28 protein-coding genes and 1 pseudogene are annotated in these 25,380 nt (G+C 45.6%); 11 read left to right on the top strand and 18 right to left on the bottom strand.

The features are described from left to right. The first annotated feature begins 3 nt into the window (after positions 1-3). The 4 genes and pseudogenes from tolB to queC all read left to right on the top strand — a co-directional run bounded on the left by tolB (position 4) and on the right by queC (position 3,469). Complete coding sequence (tolB, locus tag DXE27_RS04775) at positions 4-1,326, top strand: Tol-Pal system beta propeller repeat protein TolB (protein ID WP_128113112.1); 1,323 nt, start codon at positions 4-6, stop codon at positions 1,324-1,326. 165 nt (positions 1,327-1,491) lie between these two features. Next, a complete protein-coding gene (pal, locus tag DXE27_RS04770) occupies positions 1,492-1,992 on the top strand; it encodes a peptidoglycan-associated lipoprotein Pal (protein ID WP_128113111.1) in 501 nt (166 codons plus the stop codon). A gap of 6 nt (positions 1,993-1,998) precedes the next feature. Next, positions 1,999-2,724 carry a tol-pal system protein YbgF gene (gene ybgF / locus DXE27_RS04765; protein ID WP_231969664.1) on the top strand — a complete coding sequence of 242 codons (726 nt, stop codon included), beginning with the start codon at positions 1,999-2,001 and terminating at the stop codon, positions 2,722-2,724. 2 nt (positions 2,725-2,726) lie between these two features. After that, positions 2,727-3,469: pseudogene (queC, locus tag DXE27_RS04760) on the top strand (7-cyano-7-deazaguanine synthase QueC). A 73-nt stretch (positions 3,470-3,542) separates the two neighbouring features. Here the strand turns inward: queC and DXE27_RS04755 are convergent. The 5 genes from DXE27_RS04755 to DXE27_RS04735 are packed head-to-tail and all read right to left on the bottom strand — an operon-like array spanning position 3,543 to position 6,831. Further along, entirely contained in the window at positions 3,543-4,145 is a 603-nt protein-coding gene (locus tag DXE27_RS04755) for a riboflavin synthase (RefSeq protein ID WP_128113109.1), read from the bottom strand. Between the two features lie 9 nt (positions 4,146-4,154). Then, positions 4,155-5,270 (bottom strand): bifunctional diaminohydroxyphosphoribosylaminopyrimidine deaminase/5-amino-6-(5-phosphoribosylamino)uracil reductase RibD, encoded by a 1,116-nt coding sequence (gene ribD, locus DXE27_RS04750; RefSeq protein ID WP_128113108.1) that lies wholly within the window; start codon positions 5,268-5,270, stop codon positions 4,155-4,157. Between the two features lie 16 nt (positions 5,271-5,286). Beyond that, a complete protein-coding gene (locus DXE27_RS04745; RefSeq protein ID WP_128113107.1) occupies positions 5,287-5,859 on the bottom strand; it encodes a pilus assembly FimT family protein in 573 nt (190 codons plus the stop codon). Then, positions 5,852-6,181, bottom strand: coding sequence for a hypothetical protein (locus tag DXE27_RS04740; RefSeq protein WP_128113106.1), 330 nt, complete (start codon positions 6,179-6,181; stop codon positions 5,852-5,854). The genes DXE27_RS04745 and DXE27_RS04740 overlap by 8 nt, the downstream gene beginning before the upstream one ends. Continuing rightward, positions 6,178-6,831, bottom strand: coding sequence for a hypothetical protein (locus tag DXE27_RS04735; RefSeq protein WP_128113105.1), 654 nt, complete (start codon positions 6,829-6,831; stop codon positions 6,178-6,180). The genes DXE27_RS04740 and DXE27_RS04735 overlap by 4 nt, the downstream gene beginning before the upstream one ends. Positions 6,832-7,183: 352 nt before the next feature. Between DXE27_RS04735 and ribBA the strand changes: the two genes are divergently transcribed. The 4 genes from ribBA to DXE27_RS04715 all read left to right on the top strand — a co-directional run bounded on the left by ribBA (position 7,184) and on the right by DXE27_RS04715 (position 10,973). Further along, positions 7,184-8,317, top strand: a complete 1,134-nt coding sequence (gene ribBA / locus DXE27_RS04730) for a bifunctional 3,4-dihydroxy-2-butanone-4-phosphate synthase/GTP cyclohydrolase II (protein WP_128113104.1) — start codon at positions 7,184-7,186, stop codon at positions 8,315-8,317. 16 nt (positions 8,318-8,333) lie between these two features. After that, a complete protein-coding gene (gene ribH / locus DXE27_RS04725) occupies positions 8,334-8,846 on the top strand; it encodes a 6,7-dimethyl-8-ribityllumazine synthase (protein WP_128113103.1) in 513 nt (170 codons plus the stop codon). A gap of 8 nt (positions 8,847-8,854) precedes the next feature. Further along, positions 8,855-9,367 (top strand): transcription antitermination factor NusB, encoded by a 513-nt coding sequence (gene nusB, locus DXE27_RS04720; protein ID WP_415064461.1) that lies wholly within the window; start codon positions 8,855-8,857, stop codon positions 9,365-9,367. 136 nt (positions 9,368-9,503) lie between these two features. Beyond that, positions 9,504-10,973, top strand: coding sequence for an NAD-dependent succinate-semialdehyde dehydrogenase (locus tag DXE27_RS04715; RefSeq protein ID WP_128113101.1), 1,470 nt, complete (start codon positions 9,504-9,506; stop codon positions 10,971-10,973). A 34-nt stretch (positions 10,974-11,007) separates the two neighbouring features. Here the strand turns inward: DXE27_RS04715 and trmB are convergent, their stop codons facing one another. From trmB to DXE27_RS04695, 4 genes are all read right to left on the bottom strand, one after another. Next, positions 11,008-11,823, bottom strand: a complete 816-nt coding sequence (gene trmB / locus DXE27_RS04710) for a tRNA (guanosine(46)-N7)-methyltransferase TrmB (protein WP_415064444.1) — start codon at positions 11,821-11,823, stop codon at positions 11,008-11,010. Next, positions 11,816-12,751 carry a UDP-glucuronic acid decarboxylase family protein gene (locus DXE27_RS04705; RefSeq protein ID WP_128113100.1) on the bottom strand — a complete coding sequence of 312 codons (936 nt, stop codon included), beginning with the start codon at positions 12,749-12,751 and terminating at the stop codon, positions 11,816-11,818. Before DXE27_RS04705 ends, trmB begins: the two co-directional genes overlap by 8 nt. A gap of 48 nt (positions 12,752-12,799) precedes the next feature. Beyond that, the gene (locus DXE27_RS04700; RefSeq protein ID WP_231969663.1) at positions 12,800-13,177 is read right to left on the bottom strand and encodes a DUF2721 domain-containing protein; all 378 of its coding nucleotides are present in this window, start codon (positions 13,175-13,177) and stop codon (positions 12,800-12,802) included. Positions 13,178-13,290: 113 nt separating this feature from the next. Continuing rightward, a complete protein-coding gene (locus DXE27_RS04695) occupies positions 13,291-14,136 on the bottom strand; it encodes an undecaprenyl-diphosphate phosphatase (RefSeq protein ID WP_128113099.1) in 846 nt (281 codons plus the stop codon). A gap of 119 nt (positions 14,137-14,255) precedes the next feature. Here DXE27_RS04695 and DXE27_RS09095 point away from each other — a divergent pair, with 119 nt between their 5' ends. Beyond that, positions 14,256-14,804, top strand: coding sequence for a hypothetical protein (locus DXE27_RS09095; RefSeq protein WP_197712303.1), 549 nt, complete (start codon positions 14,256-14,258; stop codon positions 14,802-14,804). Between the two features lie 41 nt (positions 14,805-14,845). Then, positions 14,846-15,883, top strand: coding sequence for a TolC family protein (locus tag DXE27_RS09090; RefSeq protein WP_197712302.1), 1,038 nt, complete (start codon positions 14,846-14,848; stop codon positions 15,881-15,883). A 13-nt stretch (positions 15,884-15,896) separates the two neighbouring features. On the opposite strand, the gene waaC is transcribed toward DXE27_RS09090, so the two are convergent. The 7 genes from waaC to DXE27_RS04655 all read right to left on the bottom strand — a co-directional run bounded on the left by waaC (position 15,897) and on the right by DXE27_RS04655 (position 22,561). After that, entirely contained in the window at positions 15,897-16,931 is a 1,035-nt protein-coding gene (gene waaC, locus DXE27_RS04685) for a lipopolysaccharide heptosyltransferase I (RefSeq protein ID WP_128113098.1), read from the bottom strand. After that, the gene (gene rfbC / locus DXE27_RS04680) at positions 16,931-17,509 is read right to left on the bottom strand and encodes a dTDP-4-dehydrorhamnose 3,5-epimerase (RefSeq protein WP_415064443.1); all 579 of its coding nucleotides are present in this window, start codon (positions 17,507-17,509) and stop codon (positions 16,931-16,933) included. The genes waaC and rfbC overlap by 1 nt, the downstream gene beginning before the upstream one ends. After that, entirely contained in the window at positions 17,506-18,432 is a 927-nt protein-coding gene (rfbA, locus tag DXE27_RS04675) for a glucose-1-phosphate thymidylyltransferase RfbA (protein WP_128113097.1), read from the bottom strand. Before rfbA ends, rfbC begins: the two co-directional genes overlap by 4 nt. A 35-nt stretch (positions 18,433-18,467) precedes the next feature. After that, positions 18,468-19,400, bottom strand: coding sequence for a dTDP-4-dehydrorhamnose reductase (rfbD, locus tag DXE27_RS04670; RefSeq protein ID WP_128113096.1), 933 nt, complete (start codon positions 19,398-19,400; stop codon positions 18,468-18,470). Between the two features lie 13 nt (positions 19,401-19,413). Further along, positions 19,414-20,475 carry a dTDP-glucose 4,6-dehydratase gene (gene rfbB, locus DXE27_RS04665; RefSeq protein WP_128113095.1) on the bottom strand — a complete coding sequence of 354 codons (1,062 nt, stop codon included), beginning with the start codon at positions 20,473-20,475 and terminating at the stop codon, positions 19,414-19,416. Between the two features lie 29 nt (positions 20,476-20,504). Beyond that, a complete protein-coding gene (locus DXE27_RS04660; protein ID WP_145980542.1) occupies positions 20,505-21,326 on the bottom strand; it encodes a hypothetical protein in 822 nt (273 codons plus the stop codon). Between the two features lie 164 nt (positions 21,327-21,490). Beyond that, on the bottom strand, positions 21,491-22,561 hold the full coding sequence (locus tag DXE27_RS04655) for a glycosyltransferase family 10 domain-containing protein (RefSeq protein ID WP_128113093.1): 1,071 nt from the start codon (positions 22,559-22,561) through the stop codon (positions 21,491-21,493). Between the two features lie 75 nt (positions 22,562-22,636). Between DXE27_RS04655 and DXE27_RS04650 the strand changes: the two genes are divergently transcribed. Next, entirely contained in the window at positions 22,637-23,518 is an 882-nt protein-coding gene (locus DXE27_RS04650; protein ID WP_128113092.1) for an alpha-1,2-fucosyltransferase, read from the top strand. On the opposite strand, the gene DXE27_RS04645 is transcribed toward DXE27_RS04650, so the two are convergent. After that, positions 23,515-24,456 (bottom strand): glycosyltransferase family 2 protein, encoded by a 942-nt coding sequence (locus tag DXE27_RS04645; protein WP_128113091.1) that lies wholly within the window; start codon positions 24,454-24,456, stop codon positions 23,515-23,517. The genes DXE27_RS04650 and DXE27_RS04645 overlap by 4 nt on opposite strands. Positions 24,457-24,464: 8 nt before the next feature. Further along, positions 24,465-25,367: a DUF6492 family protein gene (locus tag DXE27_RS04640; RefSeq protein WP_128113090.1), complete on the bottom strand. Its 903-nt coding sequence runs from the start codon at positions 25,365-25,367 to the stop codon at positions 24,465-24,467. Between the last annotated feature and the right edge of the window lie 13 nt (positions 25,368-25,380).

Here is a 25,380-nt window from a genome sequence, read left to right as displayed (position 1 = left end):
AGCATGTTGCAATTAGCAATTTATTTGATTGGCAAATTTCATTCCAAAGTCTGCGCTTTATCTGCAGTGGTATTAGCACTGACTATCAGTATTGCAACGCCAGCACTTGCGCAGATGAATATCGAAATCACTGGTGTAGGTCAATCACTGTATCCAATCGCAGTCATGCGCTTTAAAGATGAGAACAAACTGCCTACTAGTGTTACTGAAATTATTCGCCAAGACTTAGCACGTAGCGGTTACTTTAAAAATACTGAAAATGGCAATACTGCTGAAAATGATGAAGGTACGCCTAATTACAAATCCTGGGCAGCACGCGGAGCTGATGCTTTAGTAGTAGGCTCAGTCGTACAAACAGCCGGATCTCAGTTTGAGATTCATTACAAGCTATTTGATGTTCGTAAATCCCAAAGTTTAGGCGGCTTAAACCTCAATTCGAGCGCAGATAATTTGCGTGCCGCAGCTCACAAAATTGCTGATGACGTCATCTTTAAATTATTAGGTGAGCGTGGCGCCTTCTCGACCCACCTATCCTATGTTATTAAGGATGGTAAGCGCTATCGCCTCGTGATCTCAGACGCCGATAGTCAGAACATTCGCAATGCAATGAATAGTGGTGAGCCGATTATTTCGCCATCATGGTCTCCAGATGGCAAGAAAGTAGCTTATGTTTCTTTTGAAGATCGTAAGCCGGTAATTTATGTTCATGAGTTAGCAACCGGTCGTCGCATCTCCCTATCCAATCAAAAGGGAAATAACAGTGCACCAGCTTGGTCGCCTGATGGCAGAAAACTGGCTATCTCACTCTCTAAGGATGGCAACACCCAGATCTACGGCATCAATGCAGACGGCACAGGCTTGCATCGCCTAACGCGCGGCAACACGATTGATACAGAGCCACAGTATTCGGCTGATGGTCGCTATATTTATTTCACAAGCGATCGTGGTGGCAATCCACAGATCTATCGCATGAGCGCCGAAGGCGAACAAGTTGAAGGTGCAAAGCGTATTACCTTCAAGCAAGGGTTTGTCACTTCCCCAAGAATTTCTCCAGATGGAAAATACTTAGCCTATATCGCCAATATTGGTGGCGCCTATCGCCTCTACATTCTGAATTTAGCTACAGGTGATGCGCAAGCCCTAACTGATGGCACTAGCGATGAATCGCCTTCCTTTGCAGCCAACGGTCGTTATGTTCTCTACTCCACTAAAGTGGGTGGAAAACGTGTGCTGGCAGCAGTATCCGTGGATGGCAATTCCAAGCAAGTGTTGAGCATTCCAGGATCTGACGTCCGTCAGCCATCCTGGGGTCCATTTATGGACTAAGTAGGTCCAGCAACACCAAGCCCCAAAAACCCTCCACAACACCCCTATTTGGGGGTGAAATACTCACTTTTGGCATTCTTGGGGGCATAATATTAGCTATCAGCTCCTTTGGAGCGAGTTTGCTAATTCATTGATTATTTGGCTTGTAGGAAAAAAGGGAAATTCATGAAGATTTCTATCGCACGTCGCGCAGCGACATTTGCCCTTATCGGTGCCACAGCATTTTTGATGGCTGCATGCTCTAGCGTTAAGTTAGATGATACTGATGGTGCTAATGGCAGCGGCAGTGGTAGGTTTGGTTCACAGCCATGGAATGATCCTAGTAGCCCACTGTTTGAAAAAAGCGTTTACTTTGGTTTTGATGAGTACACCGTTCAAACTAAATACCAAAAAATGTTGTCTGCTCATGCGGGTTACTTAAAAGCAAATCCAAAACAGAAGATCATTATTCAAGGCAACACTGATGAACGCGGCACTGCTGAGTACAACTTGGCATTAGGCCAACGTCGTTCAGATGCAGTTCGCAAATCTTTAAACCTAATGGGCGTTTCTGATGACCAAATAGAAGCAGTGAGCTTTGGCAAAGAAAAACCTAAAGCTGAAGGCGACAATGAAGCAGCTTGGGCAGAAAACCGCCGCGCTGACATTGTGTACATCACGAGCTAAATGAAGATGTTTTCACACTCTGCAAAACAAACGCTCTCACGAGCGTTTTGTTTAAGTACTGCCGTAATATGCTTAGGCGCATCCAATAGCGCCTGGGCACTCTTCTCAGATGATGAGGCCCGTAAGGCTATCTTAGAGATCCGCAAGACTTTGGCAACCACCCAACTGGAGTTGCAAGGCCAGATCGATAAACTCAAATCAGAAAATTCAGAACTGCGCGGCAAAATCGAAGAGCTGGAAAAACAAGGTGAAGACATCACCAGCAGTCAGAAAACGTATTACCAAGATCTGGATACACGCCTTGGTAATTTTGAGCCTCGTACGGTAACTATTGAAGGTGTCTCAGGCACAGTGCAACCTGGCGAGAAAAAAGCGTATGACGATGCCTTAAAAGCTTTTCAAGCCGGCAGCCTGAAAAAAGCAGATGATGGATTTTCTGCATTTGCAAATAAATACTCTAAGAGCCCATATTTGCCTTTAGCACTCTATTGGGGTGGCAATAGCAAATACGCCAACAAAGACTATGCTGGCGCGATTAACCAACTTCAAAGCTTGATTAAAAAATATCCTAATCACCCCCGTATTCCGGGAGCTATGGTGACATTAGGTAACTCACAATTGGAGAGCGGTAATAAAACTGCGGCCAAGAAAACATTTAACGAAGTCATTTCTAAATATCCTGATACCGAAGCAGCAAAAGACGCACAGCAACTGCTTTCTGCCATCAAGTAAATATGTCTAAGCTGTCTGCTGCATTTCAGAATCTTGCGCCATGCAAACCGGGTGCGCCTGCCGTTATCTTATTTTCCGGGGGTCTAGACTCCACTACGGTCTTAGCTCTAGCCAAAGACTTGGGCTACTCGCCGTATGCCCTATCAGTCGGTTATGGGCAGCGCCACTCTTCTGAGTTGGCAGCAGCAAAACACATCGCTAAACAAATTGGCGTCATTCGTCACGAAGTGGTCAATTTAGACCTTACTCGCTTTGGTGGATCCGCTTTAACAGATTCTTCTATTGCCATTCCGGTTACGCCTGGCAAAGACCAAGAGATCCCCATTACTTATGTACCAGCGCGCAATACGATTTTGTTATCACTTGCTTTGGGATGGGCGGAATCACTTGGTGGCCTGGATGTTTTTTATGGCGCGAATGCAGTGGACTATTCAGGCTATCCAGACTGTCGCCCTGAGTATGTCGCCTCGTTTGAACATATGGCCAACCTTGCAACAAAAGCAGGTGTAGAAGCTATCAATGATGAAAATCGCTTAGGGTACACGCGCCCATCATCAGCTTAACTAAAGCAGAAATTATTCAATTGGGTAGCACCATGGGGGTCGATTACTCCCAAACGGTTTCTTGCTACCAAGCCAATGATTTGGGTGAGGCTTGCGGAGAATGTGAATCCTGCCGCCTAAGACAAGCAGGCTTTATGCAAGCCAATGTGAGCGACCCTACTCGCTATCAGAAAAACAAATAAAGAACTGCCGCTTGCTTCTAGTGATTTGATTATTTAATTTTTAGAATCAAATTTTTTAATGCTGAACTTGCGTTTACAGCATACGCGCAACATAGCGCGCAATAAAATCAATCTCGAGATTTACAGCATCGCCCGGCTGCAACTCACCTAAGGTAGTGCTTTGCAAGGTATGGGGAATGAGATTAATGTCCACGACACAGGCGTTTGGACTATCTTCTGTTTTGTTTACCGTTAGCGATACGCCATTCACAACGATAGAGCCCTTATAGGCCAAGAATGGCGCTAATTCTTTTGGAGCTTCAATGCGAAGCAACCAAGAACCATATGCATCCTGTGCGACTTGAGAAAAGTGCGCCACTTTACCAATACCATCTACGTGACCGCTTACCAAATGACCACCTAAACGATCACTTAAACGCATAGCTTTTTCTAAATTGACTGGTCCAACCTTATCTAGACCAACAGTTTTATTGAGTGACTCGCGAGAAATATCTAAGGCAAATGTATTGCCCTCAAATTGAGTGGCAGTCATACATGCGCCCTGAATGGCAATACTGTCGCCAAGCGCAACATCATCCAAGTACCCTGCTGGGACTTCAACGATTAAATGCAGACCATCGCCCTTCGCTTGAGCGCTTTGAATTTGACCGACAGCAGTAATGATTCCTGTAAACATGGCTAGATTTTAGTTCTTAATGTATCTCAAGCGCAGATCAGGCCCAAACAGGCACTGATCAATCATCCGCCAATCCTGACGCAGATCTAATGATGGAGTCGACACATTGGCCATACCAATACCCTCACCCATGAAGAATGGGGCGTAATACAGCAAGAGCTCATCTACACAGTCTTCTCTAAGCATGGAACCATTTAATTTAAAGCCCGACTCAATATGAACCTCGTTCATACCGCGCTCTTTAGCAAGATAAGAGAAAAGCTTTGGTAAATCGACTTTGCCAAATGCATTAGCCATTGCGACTACTTCAATGCCACGCTCTTGAAATGCTTTGGCTTTTTCTTGGATACCAGGGTTATTCAAACTGGCACACACAATGATGACACCCGATGAAGCGGTCACATTATTCAATATCTTGGCAGCTAGCGGGGTCTCTAATTTAGAGTCGACAATGACGCGCCAAGGTTGACGCTGAGTAAGCACATCCCTCACATTGAGCGAGGGATCATCTTCTTTAACGGTTCCAACGCCGGTCACAATAGCGCAAACCTGAGCGCGCCAGTGATGACCATCAGCCCTAGCTAATGGTCCGGTAATCCATTGACTTCGCCCGTCGGGTAATGCCGTTTTTCCATCGAGACTTGCGGCAATCTTCATGCGAACCCACGGTAGGCCCCGCGTCATTCTAGAAATAAATCCACGATTCAATGTTTGTGCTTCAGACTCCATTAGTCCGCACTGCACTTCAATACCAACGGCCTGCAATTTTTCCAATCCGCTACCCGACACCAAGGGATTAGGGTCGAGCATGGCAGCAATAACTTTTACAGGCTTGGCCGCAACCAAAGCATCTACACAAGGTGGTGTTCGACCAGTGTGGCTACAGGGCTCCAATGTGACATAGATAGTTGCACCTGCAGGATCATTGCCCTGCGACTTTGCATCAGCTAAAGCCTGAATTTCTGCATGAGGGCCGCCAACTTGCTGCGTAAATCCACGCCCAATAATCTTGCCGTCCTTGACAATGACGCAACCCACCCTTGGGTTAGGGTTTGATAGATAAAGTGCATTTTGAGCCTCGGCCAATGCCTCGCTCATAAATTGATAGTCAACTGCGCTGTACATGGGTCTATTAAACCATTCAATGACAGCGCTTTGCATCCCGCGCCGGGTCACAGATACGCCAACGCCCACCACTACCTAAAATCAGGTGTCTCTCCAGGCCGTTATGGCTCGTCGAATGACCCAAGATGAGGCGGTTGGCCACAAAACCGCCCTGAGCCGTTTTTGCTGCGCCTGCTGCATTAAACAGAATGCCTCTCTTGCCAGAGTGGGGATCAATAAATTGTTTACCGCCAAGCTTGAAATAGACAGGATCAATATGACCATGGGACAACCATCGCTTTGCCGAGCATTGGGCTAGAGGCTTTCTGGCAACACGTCCACGTTGACTCACCCAACCCCCTTCCCAACCATGATCTTCAAGCGGGGATAGCGTAACTGATTCACCAAGATATAAAGCGAGCTGACGAGAAAAATGTGCGTGCGCAATGAAGCGCCTCGCTATGGAATCGATTTCTCGAGCGGCAACTTGCGCTTGCAACAGTGGCATAGTAATTACAGCCATCATGGCAATCATCAACACCACCGCCATGAGTTCAAGTAAAGTAAATCCGGCTTCTGGATTAGGGGCCCACTGATAATACTTATTCAAATACTTGTCGCCAATTGAGGCGTTTAGTTAAACCTGATTTTTCATCTACCCGAACATGAATTTGGACCGATGGTTTTTCTTTACTAGTAATACGCCAAAGATTTTTTCCTACAGGTTCTATGAAGCAGTGATTTTCTTCAAGTGTCGATAAATTTGAAATAGATTTTTCGCATTGCAAGACAGCTTTTTCTGCGGCGACGAAATTCGCATGCGCAACCTTTATGCTATTTACTTCAACGATACGCAAAGTTGCCAGTCGCTCCAATTGATTGACCAAAGCAGAACCCAAGAGCAATGGAGAAATAACCCAAGCCAAAATCACAAGAAATTTCGGGTAGCAAAAACCCGCTCAAGCTGAATGTTTACTTGGGCCCCATCGGTCATGAGTAATGAAACTTTGAATAAACTCTGATCCGGCGAAAACTTGCCCGAAGCAGAGCTTATCTCTTGTATCCACAGGCCATCAACGCCATTCATGAGGGTTGTGTTTTGTAGACGGCCCTGACGATCTAATGATTGGCAGATCAATGATCCTCCATTAGCTTTTGTACCCTTAGGCAGCGATGCCCGTCGGTTTACTAAAAAACCTTGCAGAGCCAGATGACTTTTGGTGCGCTCTTGCGTAAGCGTATTTCCAATGCAATCAAAATCGATGCCATCCGATAATTCGTGGCGAATAAACAATGCATCAGAGCCGCGATAGCCAGCTCTTTTTTGCACTTCTATATATTGAACTTTCTTGAAATTTTCCCTCTTCGGTTTTTTCTGTTGATCACGGGTTTTACTATTTTGATAACCCGCCATCCGAATTGCCCGCCCAATTAATTCAAATGCGCGATCAGCCTCAGCGATCAGCGCTTGCGTTTTTTCATACTGAATTTGCTTGGCAACTAAATCAGCGCTGGATTTGAGTAGCGGGTTTAGTAGAAGCGTACACAAAGTGAGTCCGACCAGAAATTCCAATAGGCTCATTGCTTAAGCTCTTAACCATGAGGCCGCTTTCAAAAACATCCTGCTCCTTTCTAATGAGTGCTCTTTGCTTCTCTTGTTGCATTAATTTCAAACCCAAGACCTGGTAGCTTTGAATCAAGTTCATCCATGCACCCAAAATTAAGCTCATCGCTACTAAAACCTCGATCAAAATAAAGCCATTCCCGGGGTGATCTGGAAAGTGGGGGGGATTTGTCGGTGGACTGAGCACCCCCTCATTTTCCCAATGCCTGCTGGCCATGAAAACAGCCGGCCAAGGCTCTTGCCGTCAGAAAGCGAGGATATTGCTGTAAGCACCAACAAAGAGGGGCTCCTCAGCTTAAAATAGAGGGCCATGCCAAATACCCTTGCCTCCACAGAAGAAATCATTGCCGACCTCCGTGCCGGCAAGATGGTCATTCTGGTTGATGAAGAAGATCGCGAAAATGAAGGCGATCTCGTATTGGCCGCTGACCATGTCACAGCAGAAGCAGTCAATTTCATGGCCAAACATGGTCGCGGACTCATTTGCCTAACCCTCACTCGTGAGCGTTGCCAACAACTCAATCTTCCTTTGATGGTGCGCGACAACGGCACTTCGATGGGTACCAATTTCACAGTCTCCATTGAAGCTGCTACCGGCGTTACAACCGGCATCTCAGCAGCAGATCGTGCTCTGACAATTAAAACGGCAGTTGCACCCAATGCCAAGCCAAGCGATTTAGTTCAGCCTGGTCATATCTTCCCTTTGATGGCGCAACCTGGTGGCGTATTAATTCGCTCAGGCCATACCGAAGCAGGTTGCGATCTTGCCGCCATGGCAGGTTGCTCACCCACATCCGTGATTTGCGAAATCATGAAAGATGATGGCAGCATGGCTCGTCTACCAGACTTGTTGGAATTTGCCAAAGAACATCAACTCAAGATTGGCAGTATTGCCGATCTCATTCAATATCGCAGCCAACACGAAAGCATTGTGGTGCGCGAAGGCACTCGCGAATTCATCACACCTTGGGGCAAGTTCGATGGTATTGTTTATCGCGACACTCCAAGCTCATGCATGCATATCGCCTTAGTTCATGGCAAACCTTCTGAAGCGCAAGAGACGCTCGTGCGCGTTCATGAGCCAGTGACAGTATTGGATTTCTTAGATTCTCAAATCAGCACACACTCTTGGCCGCTAGCCCAAGCCCTGCAAAAGATTGCTGCCTCATCTTCTGGTGTTGCCGTCTTACTCAATGCAGCTGGTATTGCCGCACCCAATAATGAAGATTGGCTTGCTCAATTTCAAAAGCTCAACCAATCTCAAGGTGATGCACAAATGCCTTTGGCTCGCAAGACAGACTTCAGAAGCTATGGCATTGGCGCTCAGATTCTGAAGGACATCGGCGTCGGCAAAATGCGTTTACTTGCTAATAACCCTAGCCCCGTTCCAAGTCTTTCAGGCTATAAGCTTGAAGTGACTGGCTATACCCCTTATCAACCTTAATTCTTAAAAAAATATCATGACTAATTCAAATAATGACTTTGTTGGCGTACTAGAAGCAGATCTGAATGGCCAAGATTTACGTATTGCTATCGTGCAAGCTCGATTTAATGAAGGCCATTGCGTAGCTTTAACTACTGCCTGCATTCATGAACTCATCAATTTAGGTGTTTCACAATCAGACATCAAATTAGTTACCGTTCCTGGCGCACTGGAAATTCCTATTGCATTACAAAAACTTGCTGAGACTGGTGAGTTTGATGGTTTAGTAGCTTTAGGCGCAGTGATTCGTGGTGAGACGCATCACTTTGAGTTGGTGTCCAATGAGTCTGCTGCCGGCATCACGCGCATCTCGATTGAATCTGGTCTTCCAATTGCCAATGGCGTTTTAACTTGTGATACCGATGAGCAAGCCCAAGTTCGCGTCAATGTAAAAGGCGCTGACTGCGCTAAAGCGGTAGTTGAGATGGCCAATCTCGCATTAGCCCTCACACCAGATATCGATATTGAAATTAACCCTAGCGAAGCGTAATGACTGACATGCCTAAACCTCCTCTTACGCCTCCAAACACCCAAGCGGCAAAAGATGCGCAGCCAGCAGCACCAAAGCGCTCTCTGACGCCTCGTCGTCGCGCCCGGGAATACGCTCTACAAGGTGTTTATCAAAGTTTGGTAATGCGTCGTGCGGGCAGCTTGCCCAATAGCGCTGCAATCGCGAAGCAACTTTCTGAAGATCCAGCTTTCCGTCGCTGCCAGTTAGAACTCTTTCAAGGCATTTTCGACGGCGTTTTAAATCGCACTGATGAATTAGAAGCGATCATTACCCCAGCTTTAGATCGCCCTATCAATGAACTCTCCCCAGTAGAGCATGCAGCCCTTCTGATTGGCACTTATGAGCTAGCGGCGGATCTCTCGGCACCCTACAAAGTGGCTATCAACGAAGCGGTTGAACTAGCCAAAACTTTTGGCGGCACTGATGGTCATAAATACGTTAACGGTGTTTTAGACCTGTTGGCCCAAAAGTTACGTAGCGCTGAAACTAAAGCAAACTAAAACGGCGTTCACCAGCAGTAAACCTAGCCTCCTGGCCCTCGGCTCGGAGGCTTTTTCTTTTGTTCAGGACTAGAATAAGCATATTATTTATTGACCCGTTTTTACTCGTCACCGACCTTTTATTGGCAAGCTCACCATGCAAAAAATCGATATTCGTACGCTTCTTAAAGACTCCAGCCTGTTTAAAGAAGAGACCTATATCAATGGCAAATGGATTAAAGCATCTAGTGGCGACACTTTTGCCGTCACCAATCCAGCGACCGATGAATTGATTGCACAAGTTACTAATCTCAGCAGCGGGGATTCCGAGTTAGCGATTAGCGCTGCTGAACATGCGCTTCCAGCGTGGCGCGCAAAGACCGGCAAAGAACGTGCGCAGATCATGCGCAAATGGTTTGATCTCATCATCGCCAATACAAGCGATCTTGCGACGCTGATGACCATCGAACAAGGTAAGCCGCTGACTGAAGCTGCTGGCGAAGTTGCTTATGGCGCTTCGTTTGTGGAATGGTTTGCCGAAGAAGCAAAACGAGTATCCGGTGCAATCCCCAGCACCACCTGGAGCGATAAACGCCTGATGGTCTTAAAGCAACCGATTGGCGTTTGTGTTGCAATCACCCCTTGGAACTTTCCGATTGCGGTGATTACTCGCAAAATTGCACCTGCACTAGCGGCTGGTTGCACGATTGTGATTAAACCTGCAGAGCCAACCCCTTTGTCCGCCTTAGAGCTGGCAGAACGTGCTGGCATTCCTCATGGTGTGATTAATATTCTGACTGCTGATGCAAATCAATCCATTGCAATTGGCAAAACCTTATGTGCCTCACCTACTGTTCGTCATCTCTCCTTTACGGGATCTACAGAGGTGGGTCGAATTCTGATGGAACAATGTGCACCCACCGTTAAAAAATTAGCGCTTGAGTTAGGTGGTCACGCACCCTTTATTGTTTTTGAAGATGCTGACATTGACGCAGCCGTTAGTGGCGCCATGAGTTCGAAATTTAGGAATTCTGGTCAGACGTGCGTGTGTGCCAATCGCTTCTACGTTCATAAAAAAGTGCAAGACACCTTCGTAGAAAAATTTGCCAAAGCGATTGCCTCCATTAAGGTAGGTAATGGCATGGAGTCTGGCGTGACACAAGGCCCGCTCATTGAGACTGCCGCGCTGAAGAAGGTAGAGAAGCACGTTGCAGATGCCATCAGTAAAGGCGCCAAATTAGTCACAGGTGGCAAAGCCTCTATACCAGGCAAGAACTATTACGAACCCACTATCTTGGCGAATGTAACAAATGCAATGCTCATCACTACAGAGGAAACCTTTGGTCCTGTAGCGCCAGTCATCCCCTTTGAGTCCGATGAGGAGGTGATCAAATTAGCCAATAACAGTCAATTCGGTTTGGCGTCTTACTTCTACAGCCGTGACATTGGTCGCATCTGGAAAGTAGCTGAGGCTCTCGAATATGGCATCGTCGGCGTCAACACTGGCCTTATCTCCAATGAAGTTGCGCCATTTGGCGGTATCAAGCAATCAGGGCTCGGACGCGAAGGCAGCGTCTACGGCATGGATGAATACTTGGAAATGAAATATGTTTGCGTCGGCTTATAAGGGGACGCATTACTTCCCTGAAATCTGCTGCTGATTATTTTTTTCTGTAAACCAAGTCCCAAACGCCGTGACCCAGCTTGATGCCGCGGTTCTCAAATTTGGTTAACGGCCGATACACTGGTCTCTCAACGTAACCCGGATGCATTGCATCCAACTGCTCGTGAGTCGGCTTAAATTCATTCGACTCTTTATCAGCTAATGCGACATCCTCCCCGGTAAAAGTTTCTACTTTTACTGACTCGGTTGAGGTGTTCACTAAAACAGGCTCGGCATTCAACACTAAGAGCATTTGCTCGGCATAGTTATGCCAATCTGTTGCTAGATGCAAATAGCCACCCGGCTTTAAACGTGACACCAAGAGCTTTACAAACTCCGCCTGAATCAAGCGACGCTTGTGATGGCGCTTCTTGTGCCATGGATCGGCAAAATAAATATGAATGCCATCAAGCGATTCTGGGGCGAGCATTTTCTCGAGAACTTCGACAGCATCATGGCGCATCAACCTCAGATTGGTGAGATTATTTTCACCAATTAATTTCAGGAGCGCGCCTACTCCTGGTGGATGCACTTCGATTGCTAAAAAATCATCTTGAGTTCTGAGGGCTGCGATCTTGGCGGTAGTCTCGCCCATCCCAAAACCAATCTCTAGGATCTTGGGGTTTTTAGAGCCGCCAAAGGCAGCGTCTAAGTTCAGCACCTGATCTTGAAATGGAATTAAAAACTCTGGGCCTAGCTCATCAATGGCGCGCTGTTGCCCAGCGGTCGTTCTACCTGCCCTTAAAACAAATGATCGAATGCGATCAAATCGCTTATCTAAATTTTTTGAATGCTCTACCGTCAACTTAAGCAACTACCTTCTTGAAGTAGGCAATCGTCTCTTTCAAGCCATCTTCTAAATGCACCTTAGGCTGCCAACCCAGCTTTGCCTTAGCTAACTCGATATTCGGTTGACGTTGCTTTGGATCATCAGAAGGTAATGGTTGATGAATGATCTTGGATTTGCTGCCAGAGAGCTTGAGAATCGTTTCAGCCAACTGAAGCATTGTGAACTCACCAGGATTGCCGATATTGACTGGTCCTGTAAACCCTTCTTCAGAGTTCATCATTTTGACCATGGCATCAATCAAGTCATCGACATAGCAAAAACTTCGAGTTTGTTGGCCATCACCATAAATTGTGATGTCTTCGCCTTGTAAGGCTTGCACAATAAAGTTACTCACTACGCGCCCATCGTTAGGATGCATACGTGGGCCGTAGGTATTAAAGATGCGTACGACTTTGATATCAAGGTTGTGTTGGCGGTTGTAGTCAAAAAAGAGGGTTTCTGCACAACGCTTACCTTCGTCATAGCAAGAACGAATACCGATTGGGTTTACTTTGCCCCAATAGGCTTCAGGCTGAGGATGCACTTCTGGGTCGCCATAAACTTCGCTCGTAGAAGCTTGCAAAATGCGAGCTCTTGTTCTTTTAGCAAGGCCAAGCATATTAATAGCGCCATGCACGCTGGTCTTGGTAGTTTGCACTGGATCATATTGATAGTGCACCGGAGATGCTGGACAGGCTAAGTTATAAATCTGATTGGTTTCTACATAGAGTGGAAAGGTCACATCGTGACGCATGAGCTCTAAGCGGGGGTTAGGCAACAAATGGGCCAAGTTCTCCTTGGAGCCCGTGAAGTAGTTATCCACTACCAAGACATCATTGCCTTCTTTGAGTAGTTTCTCGGTAAGGTGGGAACCTAAAAAGCCAGCGCCACCAGTGATGAGGATTTTATTCATGGTTATTCTTATTTGTACGTAGAGTGAATATTAAAAGTAAAAATTGGATTAATAGTGTCTTGGAGGGTTCCAGCCAGCAGATCTGTAGGCATAAACCACCTCAGCCAAAACAATAGATAGGGATGTCATAAAGGATATCAGGTCCAAAACAAAGGTCCAAATGACATAGCTTGTTTGCAAAGAGCGCACCGCCCCTGCCTGAAAGAAGAATAGCTCTAATACGGTGAGGGAAATAAATACACCACTGAGCACGTCAAAGAAGATAGCTGCTGTGCAGAGACGACCTCTAACCTTTGCTTCATCCGCCTCTTTGCGCATATGCTCGAGCACTGCCACATCCTTAACCTCACCCATCTGGATTGCTCTCTGAATAGTGCGCATACGATCCACTGATCTAGCGAGGCGGCCTGAGATCGCATTAATCAAGGTTGCAACAGCGGTTAGCAAAAAACAGGCGCTAAAGCTAACTGAATATTATTGGTGATCGCATCAATTGATACATCCATAGGAAATCCGGTTTTCTGTAAAAAATTGATAAGTTAGTGAGACCAGGCAACTAAGCCGCTGTACGCGCTGATTAATACCAGCGCACCAAAGACAATGCGGTACCAAGCAAACGGCACAAAATTATGATGTGCCACATAATGAATTAACCAGCGTACGCAAATAAAAGCAGAAATGAAAGCAGCAACAAATCCAACCAAGATGGCAAACCCATACTCGCCTGAAATAGCCACTGGATTTTTCCAAAGCTTGAGCAACTCGTAAGCTGTTGCCCCACCAATCACTGAAATAGCCAGGAAGAAAGAAAACTCCGTTGCCACTGCGCGCGGTATACCAAACAGCATGCCGCCAATAATGGTTGCACCCGAACGCGATGTACCAGGAATTAATGCGGCGCATTGAGCAAGCCCCACTTTGAATGCATCGAGGTGAGTCAGGTCATCTACCGTCTGAATATATGACTTAGTAACGGATATAGATTGCTGACGACGCTCTGCCCAGAAAATAACCAATGCGCCAACAATGAAAGCGCTAGCTACCGGGATAGGAGAGAACAGAACCGCCTTAATATGCTTGCTAAACAAAAGACCTAGGCTCATGGCCGGGAAGGATGCAATGAATAGATTGAGCACAAAGCGGCGCGATAACGCGCTGGAAGTAATCGACATTACTACCTTCAATAACTTTGCGCGGAACTCCCAGCAGACCGCCAAAATAGCGCCAAACTGAATAATGACTTCAAAAGCCTTACCCTGTTCATCATTAAAGTTGAGTAGGTCGCCCACCAATATGAGGTGGCCGGTACTGGAGATAGGCAAAAACTCTGTTAAGCCCTCCACTACCCCCAAAATAACCGCCTTACCAAGCAAAATTAGATCCATGGCCCAAATTTTATAGGTATCTGAAACTTCTAGACTTATTTGGCAAAATTGAGCCAAAACCAGCATTTAGAGCGAATTGGCCTTAAACTTCATTGCACATTAAAAAGTACCCGAATTAGATGACCCCAGCACGCTTCAGACTTTCTAGACTTACCGCCTTTGGTTTGATCCTAGGTCACGCGCTCGGCCTCAATTCATGGTCAAGCAGCGCATTTGCCCAAAGCCCTAACGCTGCCGCCAGACCGGCCTTACCAACCCCGATGAGCGCTTCTACGCTCATAGGCCTAGAGCAGCCCCCTCAGATTGCGCCACCGCCTAGTAAACCAGCCTTTCCTGCCGTGTCGACCCCCTCAAACATCAATGGCGCCAAAGCCAACGACATCAAGGGTCAGTTGAACGACTTGATACAGCTTTATCAAGAGGCGGCGTTTAGTGATCCCGTGCTGAATGCGGCCCGCTTTAACTACCAGGCGAGCAAAGAGCTCTTCTGGCAAGGCTTCTCTTTATTGATGCCTCAAGCCAATGCCACTCCTGGTGGCACTCGTTACTATCAGCACGGCGCAAGCAATACTGTGGTTTCAAACACTTCCGGCAACTCTCGGGTGTTTGATCAAAAAAGTTACGCCGTCACCTTAACTCAGCCCGTATTTAATGTTGCCCCGCCCTAGAATTATTTAAACAAGGTGACCTGAATACCAAATTAGCAGATATGCGCTTTTACTTAGCGCAACAAGATCTAATCCTACGTGTTTCTCAGGCGTATTTTGATGCGCTGACAAGTCAAGATAATGTGGCGCTTTATCAAAATAAAAAGTCTCTGATCAAACAACAGCTAGAGGTAGCGCAAGCAAAGTTTGATGCTGGCTTAGCCACCATTGTGGATGTGAATACTGCACAAGCAGCCCTCGATTTAGCGAATTCTCAAGAGATCGCAGCGCAGGCTGATTTAATTGTGAAACGCGGCGCTTTAGAGCAGCTAGTTGGCCGCCCAGTTGGTGCAATCAAGCCGCTTATTAAAGACGCCAAGATTGAAGGCGTTCTCAAAGACCCTCGCAGCAAACCAAAAGACAGTAAGGGCAACCCAATTGCCGATAGCGTCAATCCGCATCTGCCTCCTGGTCAAACATTAGATGACTGGATTAATCAGGCGGAGTCAGCCAACTTTAATGTTCTAGCGGGGCAACTCTCCGTTAGTCTTGCCGAGAGCACCTATCGTGGCGCGCAAGCATTAAATTACCCAACCGTGAATTTAGTGGGCACTTCGGGCTACAACACCTCAAATGGCACACCGAATAGTTATACGCCTTCTAATACGAACGTATATAACAATACCGTGGCATTACAAATGACTATTCCACTGGTCTCTGGTGGGTTTAATAGTTCGGTGATTCGTCAAAACGCCACTCTCATAGATGCGGCAAAAGCAAACTACGATAACTATCGCCGCACTGCCGCTCAAAATACTCGCGCAGCCTTTACTGGTTTTTATGGTGGCTTAGCAAGCGTGAAAGCCTATGAAGCAGCAGAGCGCTCTAGTTCTTCAGCGCTCGAATCTAGCAAGCTAGGATTTGAGGTTGGCACTTTAATTAATATCGATGTATTGATTGCATTAGATACGCTTATAAACACAAGATCTTTATTGCATCAAGCGAGGTATAGCACCATCCTGAATGCAATTAAGTTGAAAGCACATGCTGCCGCTTTAACGGATGAAGAATTAATCGCGATTAATTCTTTGCTGCGCTAAACAGCATTTAGAGTTACTTCAATAATTCCAAAGAAGCCTCTATAACCTCTGCCACACTTGGCGGTGAGCGCATATCTCCCAGATTGCGGGTGCGATCTGACCAATATCCATGTGTTTTCCATTGCGGTGAATCGCAATAAATTTCTACAGTAGGTTTACCCAGCACCGCAGCCAAATGAGTTAAGCCAGTATCAACGCCAACAGTCAGCGCAGCACCAGCAATAACAGCAAATGCCTGCTCAATTGAAAATGCTGGCGGCACTACAGCACCTGTTATTTGGCCAGCAAGCTCTTGACTAATCAACTTCTCAGCAGCATTGCCCCACGGAAATACTACCTGGTAGCCCTTGCCGGACAGCGCATTACCTAGTGCAATCCAATCGCTATTAGACCAACGCTTGGCCTCACGAGCAGTCGAATGAAAACAAAGCACATAAGGCTTTTGCAAATCTGAGGTAGCAGTTTTTGCCAAGGATTCCGTAAATGCTGCCGGATAGAACTGTGGTCGATCCGAGCGCTCCAATAAAGGCCAATCCAATGCAGAACACATGACCCAACGAGAACGATCAACCGCATGACATTGGAATGGCACTTGGACGCATTGGTTGTAAAACGATCTGACAATGGGTTCGTACCCCGAATATTCTGTTGCATTGGCTAAGCCGGCAACTACAGCATCTGAAGACTTATTTGCTAACGCACATACCAAACCAGACTTCAATAAACCTTGGGTTTCAATAACGTAGTCGTATCGCACAGCTTGTAACTGGTGTTTGAATGCAAAAAATTGTTTCCAAGTACTTGCTTTAAAAAGATGCTTTTTCCAACGACGCAGACCAAACGGAATAATTCGGTCAATACCTTTAAAGCCTGGCTTAGTGAGCAAGGGTTGTAATAAATGAACATAGCCCTCTTCCACAACCCAATCAATTTGCGCATCAGGTAAACGTGCTCGCAAATCCCAAACGATTGGCAAGTTATGCAGCACATCCCCTAATGAGGAAAGCTTCACCAATAAAATTTTTGGAGTTGGTCTAGGGGTGCTCATTAAAACTTAGGAGCCTGATCCCATGTCAGGCCTGCGGTATCTTTGGCATTCAGATTAGGAATAGTCCCGGTGGGTAAAGGCCACTGAATTCCAACGCTAGGGTCATTCCAGGCTAAGCAAACTTCACTTTGCGGGTGATAGTAATCGGTCGTTTTATACAAGAACTCGGCAGCTTCTGAAAGCACCAAAAAGCCATGGGCAAATCCAGGTGGAATCCACAATTGCCGATGATTTTGAGCGCTTAGCTCTACCCCATCCCACTTACCAAATGTTGGAGACCCTTTACGTAAATCAACAGCAACATCAAAAACACTGCCTGACACTACTCGAACAAGCTTGCCTTGAGTCTTTTCCAACTGGTAATGCAATCCACGTAAAGTTCCCTTACGAGAAAAAGAATGGTTGTCTTGTAAAAAATTTACATCAAGGCCAGTGACGTCAGAAAAGTCTTGAGCATTAAAGGATTCTGTAAACCAGCCGCGCTCATCACCAAAAACTTTTGGCTGAATAATTAATACATCCGCTAGAGATGTTTGGGTTGATGAAACCTTCCCCTGCTTATCCGATGAAGTCATCATTTAATTTTTTTATGTGCCAAAGAAATTAACTGGGTACCACTATTAATCTCATTGAGCACTTTAGTTAAATATTGGCCGTAACTATTTTTACTGAGTTGCGCAGTCACTTTTTCAATCATTTCTGCACCAATCCAACCTTGGCGATAGGCAATCTCCTCTGGGCAAGTCACCATGAGACCTTGGCGTTTTTGCAGTGTTGCAATAAAGCCTGCTGCATCCAATAAAGAATCGTGCGTACCGATATCTAGCCAAGCAAAACCACGGCCCATAATTTCAACACTTAATTGATCTTTTTCTAGGTAGACTCGATTTACGTCAGTGATCTCTAGCTCGCCACGCGCGCTAGGCTTAATGGAGCTCGCAATATCGCATACCTGATTATCGTAAAAATAGAGCCCTGTTACTGCATAACTACTTTTTGGCTTTAGAGGCTTCTCTTCAATTGAAACTGCTTTATGCTGTTTATCAAACTCAACCACGCCATAACGCTCTGGATCAGTAACGTGATATGCAAAAACTGTTGCGCCTTGTTCACGCTCGTCAGCACTTTCTAGGTTTGATACCAATTCATGGCCATAAAAAATATTATCGCCTAACACCAATGCACTGGGATGATTATTGATAAAGTTTTTTCCCAGCGTGAATGCTTGGGCCAAACCATCTGGTGATGGCTGCACACAATACTGAATATTTAGACCCCACTGAGAACCATCACCAAGCAGCTCTGTAAAGCGCGGTGTGTCATGAGGCGTTGAAATCAACAAAATATCACGAATCCCTGCCAACATTAAAGTGGTTAGCGGGTAGTACACCATCGGCTTGTCGTAGGCCGGCATCAACTGCTTTGATGCCGCCTGGGTAACTGGGTACAAGCGAGTACCAGACCCACCAGCCAAGATAATGCCTTTGCGATTTTTTACCATTTGCACCCTAAAACCTTCATTTGAATTCTTTGTTTTTAATCTGCTAATAGCTGCCGTACATAAGCAGTCACTTGCTTATCCCACGGCGTATTCCAATGAGGCAATTTTGACACAAGATCTAAGCGCTCCAACTCACTCTGCAGCTTGTTCGTGGCCAAACGAGAATTCATTGGCCTTGGGGCCGGCAAAGGGTATTGGGAGGCTGGAATGGGGCTAATGGCACCAGACGATGCCTTCAAGGTTGCACCAGCCTCAATCGCTGATTGCACAGCCAATTGAGCCAATCCATACCAATTGATTTCCCCAACTGGTACAGCGTGATAAATACCCGAAGCAAATTGTTTATTAGCAAGACTCGATGCTAATTGCGAGCCAAGCTCTGCCAACCACTGCGCGCTAGTTGGAATACCAAATTGATCATCAATCACTCGCAGCTCAGCACGCTCTTTTGCTAAACGCAAGATAGTGCGAATAAAGTTTGCGCCATTTCCATAAACCCAGCTGGTTCGCAAAATGGCATATTGGCCAGCGCCCTTAACAAAGGCCTGCACAATAGCGCGCTCGCCTGCTTCTTTGGATTTGCCGTAGACGCCCAATGGATTGGCTTGATCCAACTCTGTGTAGGAGCCCTGCTTTGTGCCATCAAATACATAGTCCGTTGAGAAATGCAGCAGTGTTACATCTTGACTAGCTGCATAGCTTGCCATTGTCTCTGGCGCTTTTGCGTTAATCGCAAATGCCAACTCAGATTCTGACTCCGCTTTATCTACTGCCGTATAAGCGGCGGCATTGATAATGACTTGAGGCTGAAAAGACTGCAATAAATCGCTGACATGCTGGGTATTAGCTAGATCACAATCGGCGCGCCCCACAAAGCGGATTGTGTCCTGATTAAATTGCCCGGCCTTGAGCTGCTCAGCAAAGGCTTTACCTAGCTGACCATCTTTTCCAAAAACCAGAATATTCATTGTGAGTTATTTATTAGCTCTGATACTGCTTATCGAGCCACTCTCGATATGAGCCAGTGACCACACCATCAACCCATACAGGATTATCTAAATACCACTGCACCGTCTTACGAATACCTGTATCAAAAGTTTCGGCTGGACGCCAGCCAAGCTCCTTCTCAACCTTGCTGGCATCAATCGCATAGCGACGATCATGACCAGGACGGTCTTTAACAAAGGTAATTTGCTCTGCATAAGATTTGCCATCAGCACGCGGCCTTAATTCATCTAAGATTTTGCAGATGGTGTTAACAACTTCTAAGTTGGCTTTTTCATTCCAGCCGCCAATGTTGTAAGTCTCACCTAATGTGCCTTTAGCCAATACTTCGCGGATTGCAGAACAGTGATCGCCGACATAGAGCCAGTCGCGAATCTGCTGACCATCGCCATAAACTGGCAATAGCTTGCCATTTAAGGCATTGAGAATTACCAATGGAATTAACTTCTCAGGGAAATGATATGGACCGTAGTTATTTGAACAATTGGTGGTCACAACTGGAAAGCCGTAGGTATGGAACCAGGCGCGCACCAGGTGATCTGAGGCTGCCTTTGATGCTGAATACGGGCTATTTGGTTCGTATGGATTGGTTTCGCTAAAGGCTGGGTCAGTCGCAGAGAGTGATCCATATACTTCATCGGTTGAGACATGATGAAAGCGAAATTGCGCTTTTTCTTCCCCTTCCAATCTCCCCCAATATTCGCGGGCGCACTCTAATAAATTAAAAGTGCCGACAATATTAGTTTGAATAAATTCAGCAGGCCCGTGAATCGAGCGATCTACATGGCTCTCGGCAGCAAAATTCACAATAGCGCGTGGACGATGTTCTGCAAGTAGTTTTGATACAAGGGCTTTATCGCCAATATCCCCATGAATAAAGACATGCCTAGAATCTTTTTGGAGTGATTGCAGATTTGCGAGATTACCTGCGTAGGTCAACTTATCTAAATTCACGACGCCTTCAGCATTGGGTGATGCAAGCCAATCTAAAACAAAATTTGCCCCAATAAATCCAGCACCACCAGTTACTAAAATCATGTAATTAATCTTTCAATCTTGAAATGACATTAAGACTGCATCATCTTCAAATGTCTATTAAAGCGTTTCTTACCAAATGTCAAAATGCCCAGTTTCTTAACCAGCTTTAGGGCGCCCCTCGGTTTAGGTAATTGAACCTCTTCAACAGCACCCCCTGGTGTCTTGTCGCAATTGACTAAAGCGGGGTTAATAAAAATACGGAAGCCTTTGTTACGCAAATCTCTGTGGAATGGAATATGGTCCGCTACATCAATGCCGCCAGCCTGATCATCGGTGCCGGCATATCTGCCAGATATAAACGCTTTTCGACTATAGATGCCAAGACCACCAAAAGCAGAATCTACTTCAATTAAATCAGCGCGCGGATCGATCGGGGATTGCTTGCAACCAATTGCGATATCGAGCGCACTTTGATGCCCCAAAATATCCTCAAGTCGATGCTTTTGCTCCCAACAATCCATTGGGTTCCAGTAGGGATGGCTTAAAGCCCAAGTGTCATAGTATTCGCCCAATTGATTGGCGGTAACTACATCCCATGGCTCATCCACTTCCCAGCACTGCGCAATCTTTTCACGTGTAATAAGGCCATTCATACCATCCATATCAGCCATGGCAATGAAATCCACCTCTTGATATTTGGGGTCATTTGCCACTGCATCAACAATGACATTGCGGCAATAGGCAATTCGGTCTGTTCTTTTGTGGAGTTTTTTACTTAACTCTCCAACAGTAATAAATGAAAAATTGGGTACCTTCTTGGAAAGCATTTCTAGCTTCACAAGAGTATCGTCACTTGAATCACTCTCTACAGCCAGACACATGACATTCTTGAATTGATCAAGGCTGGCCATTAACTTTTCCACTTCATTCTCAATCTGAGCGGAAACATTGCGAACAGGCCCAGCCAACAAAATTGTTGATTGAGCAATTGGCTTTCTAGGATTTTTTATTATATTTATTATATTAGAGACATAGGCTTATTTTACATGGGGCTTATGGTTATATTTCGGCAAAACTATGCAAAATCTTGAGCAATTTTGCCAATAATCGTCTTAGCAAAGTGTTGAGAGCTAAATGGCATGAATGGTGAACTGGTCAAAAATTGTCTTGCCGCTTGTTGATAACTCAAAAATTGCTCAGGAGTCATCGACTCCATAAATTTATACAAGGCCTCATAAGACGAAAACTGACGGAAATCGATAAAGCATTCTGCCGGGATAAATTGCGAAATATTGGCATCACCCCAGTAAATTGGAACGCAGCCAGCAAAGAGGCAGTCAAATATTTTTTCAGTGATATATCCAGAAATATCTCTTGCGTTTTCAAAGCAAATGCAAAACTTGGTGTTACTTAAAACAGCATATTTTGTTTTTGCAGGTCCTTGGTAGCTTGGAAATACTGGCTTGCCAGAAAGCCAAGGAATAATTTTTTCCAATCGATAGCGCACCTTGCCCAGCCTACCAAATCGCCTTGGTGGAACCTTCCAGCCATTGCCATAGAGCTTGAGCCTGCCGGGGGCAAACTTCTCAAACCAACGAACCGCCTTAACTCTCTGTGAATAGAGCTCACGCTCATCAACACAATTGGCGTGACGATTACTACCAATCAAGCATACAAAATTTTGGCGCTGCTCAAACGAAGCGCTCTGAAAATCCGCTCCACATTCTTTTGGAATCGGATTGGGAGTCTGAATTTGAATAAAACGAGCATGGGAGGTGAAGTTACCAGCTTGATCTCGCAAACCATTTTTCAGCAAGAGATGGTCCCAGGTGAAAATGGCATCAAACTGATTTAAATAATTGCAGTTGGCGTTTCTAGGAACTGTTAATGGTGTTTCAAAAAGGATGAGGTAGTTCTTACTGGCTGAGCCTGGAACAAAATCAATCGATTCGACATATATTGAGAAATCGGGTTTGATGCCATTGCGCTCATTGAGATCTGCGGTGTGCAGGCTAATGCCGCTTTGCTTGGCGAATGCATCCAGGACACGCATGGGCTCCAAGCAGTTATCGCGATTACGTGGGCTGTGAGGATTAAAAATATCGTCCTCGCCATTCTCCCATCCATAAATACTGCCTGTGAGCATAAATTACCTATAAATTTGAAGGCCGTAATGCAATTAGGGCATCTACAACCAATCTAATGCTTTAATTATAGGGATATGAACATTACTACCCAAATCCAAGGTGGCCTTGGGAACCAACTTTTCCAATATGCCACTGCAAAGGCTCTCAGCAAGCGATTGCAGGGTCAATTGCGCCTGGATATTGAGTGGTTTAACCACGGCTGGGAAGATGTCACGCCAAGGCACTTTTTATTGCCAGATCTTCGAGTTCAAGCCCAATTCATTCAAATTCAGCCACCGAATACGCCTCCAAAAAAATGGCGCCGAATTTTGCAGTCGCTTCTACCGATTAGCCCCTACATTCTCAAAGATAGACCCTATCGATTTAATTCACTGATCAATCGATTTAAGCCCTACTCCAATCAAGACATTTATCTCACAGGATACTGGCAGTCATTTCATTATTTTGATTCTACTCGCGCTGAACTATTAGATGAAATCCAACCTCGCGATGGTTTGTCAGCTCACTATCAAGCCTATTTAGAAAAAATTCAGGCAAGCCCTTCGGCGATGGTGCATATTCGTCGTGGTGATTATGTTCATCTCCCAGTTGCTGCAAAGGTACATGGATTTCTGGGGTTAGATTATTACCTCGAGGGAATAAAACTACTTCTGGCAAAAAATCCAGATATACATTTCTTTGTTTTCTCTGACGACCAAGAGTGGGCAAGAAATAATCTACCTCATCAAGAAAAAATTACCTTTATCGAAAGCTCAGAAGATAAAGCTGCCCCAGTTGAAGAGCTCTACCTGATGTCTCAATGCAAAATGCATTTGATTGCCAACAGCTCACTCAGCTGGTGGGGTGCATGGCTCTGCAGTAACAAAAATGCTTATGTGATTGCACCCAAAAAATGGACCAATGATCAGAACAAAAGCTGGGATGATTTATTGCCTAGGCAGTGGCAAAGGATCTAACGCTGGGACTCGCCGAGCTTTCCTAGAAGAGTAGCGAGCAGCGTCACAACCAATCGCTCTAAGCGAGTAAATGGAGTCCAGACACCATTGCCGCGATATTGAAAGCGAGCATAGATCTGATAGTTTGCCGAAAAAGAAATGCCTTTAATGCGGCGATTCATAGCAAACAAGAATTGAGGCGCCTTGATGATTCTCTCTGCTGCAGGCATTTTTTGAGGGCAGAGTTCCGGATCAATTCCCAAGCCACGAATGTAGTCAGCCCTACAGCGATCAAAGATGATAGCAGCGCTAGCATTGGCTACACGACTGATTTGCTTAGGGTGCAATCTATACGTAATTAACTTGTCTTTTAAGTTAGCCAATCGATAACCCGCCAAGGCAACCTCTTGCCACATAGAATAATCTTCAGCATGATCATTGCCCGGTTTGTAGCGGAACTTTTTAAACACTTCAGCCCGACCCATCACAGCAGGATTGCATAAGGGGCAATACACGCTGATTAATGCCTTGATATCAGCGTCTGTATAGCGTTCTTTAGACTTGCGGCGCTTGCCAGTTTCTTCGTTGTAGGTTTCGTATGCGCCACTACAAAGATCGGCCTTACCGGCCTCTAGAAAAGCAAGCTGCTTTTCTAATCTATCCGGAAAAGCGATGTCATCATCATCTAAGTAGGCTATATATTGACCGCGCGCCATTTCGATTAACGCGTTTCTAGTGGATACTAACCCGCGATTCTCAGAATGATTGACCTTAACAATCCTGGGATCATCAAATTGATCAATCACTGCCGCAGTATTGTCTGTTGAGCCGTCATTAATAATGCACAACTCAAAGTTTGAATGCGTCTGATTCAGAATGCTTTGTATTGCCTGCGCAATATATTTATCTGAATTGTAGGCAGGCATTAAAACACTGACCAAAGGGCTTTGCTGACTCATCAGATTACCTATAGATGATAACTTTGTAGGTATCGGCCAAAACGCTTTAAGCGCTTTAGCAACCTAGAGGGCGCAGATTTCTGTGATTGACCTAAGTTGAGCTCAGATTCCCAGGCGGACTGGTAGATGATGCCTAAGTAATTTTGCGCAAGCTTTTCTTCAGTCTCACCTAAACGCTTCATTAAGAAATATTGCCAGTCATAGTGATAAGCGCGAAATAGTGGCTCAATCGCGATGATGGGAATAGCGCGGTATTTGAGCAGTGCCTCACCATAAATCAAAGTCTCAGGTAGCTCCGGGCTAATGAAGTCCCACAAGCTGATGCCCTTGGGTTGCAAGTATTGCTCGTCAAGAGATTGCCACACCTTTGCAGACCAAATAAATGGGGCTGGTGCGCAATAAAAATTAGGGCCCTTCCGATCAAATGCTGCCTTGACGCGCTCCGCCTCAAGTCGCAGCTCTCGCTCCACCTTCTCTTGACCACGATTAGTAGAAATCTGAAAAAGCTCTTTGTTTTGATGTAGCACTGTGTACGGCACACCATCATTCGCCAGGAAATCCGCCTTATAAAACTTGCGAATAAAAACGCAATCCGAATCTAAACATAAATAATTTTCTGCAAACCCAAGGCGCCAAAATTCAGACTTAATAATTTGCTGCGATAAACCGCCGGGCATCGCCTGGTATTTTGCAAAGTTAGCGCCAGGATTTGAAGCAACGATATCTTCATCTGCTACCCAAATATAGCCGCTTGTTCCAAGCACTTGTTCCAGTAATGCTTTTTCGGCTTTCGGTGTTGAGATATAGAAGTCGAGGCGATCGGCATTAAATTGCTGAACCGATTCCAAGAGGCGCTTGAGGCGCAGAAAATCCCTTGAATAAGATTTGCAATAGAGAACGAAGTCTTTCAAACGAGCTTCCTAT

Origin of the sequence: Polynucleobacter necessarius (assembly GCF_900096755.1) — a bacterium.
GTDB classification, from domain to species: domain Bacteria; phylum Pseudomonadota; class Gammaproteobacteria; order Burkholderiales; family Burkholderiaceae; genus Polynucleobacter; species Polynucleobacter necessarius_K.
This window is presented reverse-complemented; position numbering and strand designations above follow the sequence as displayed.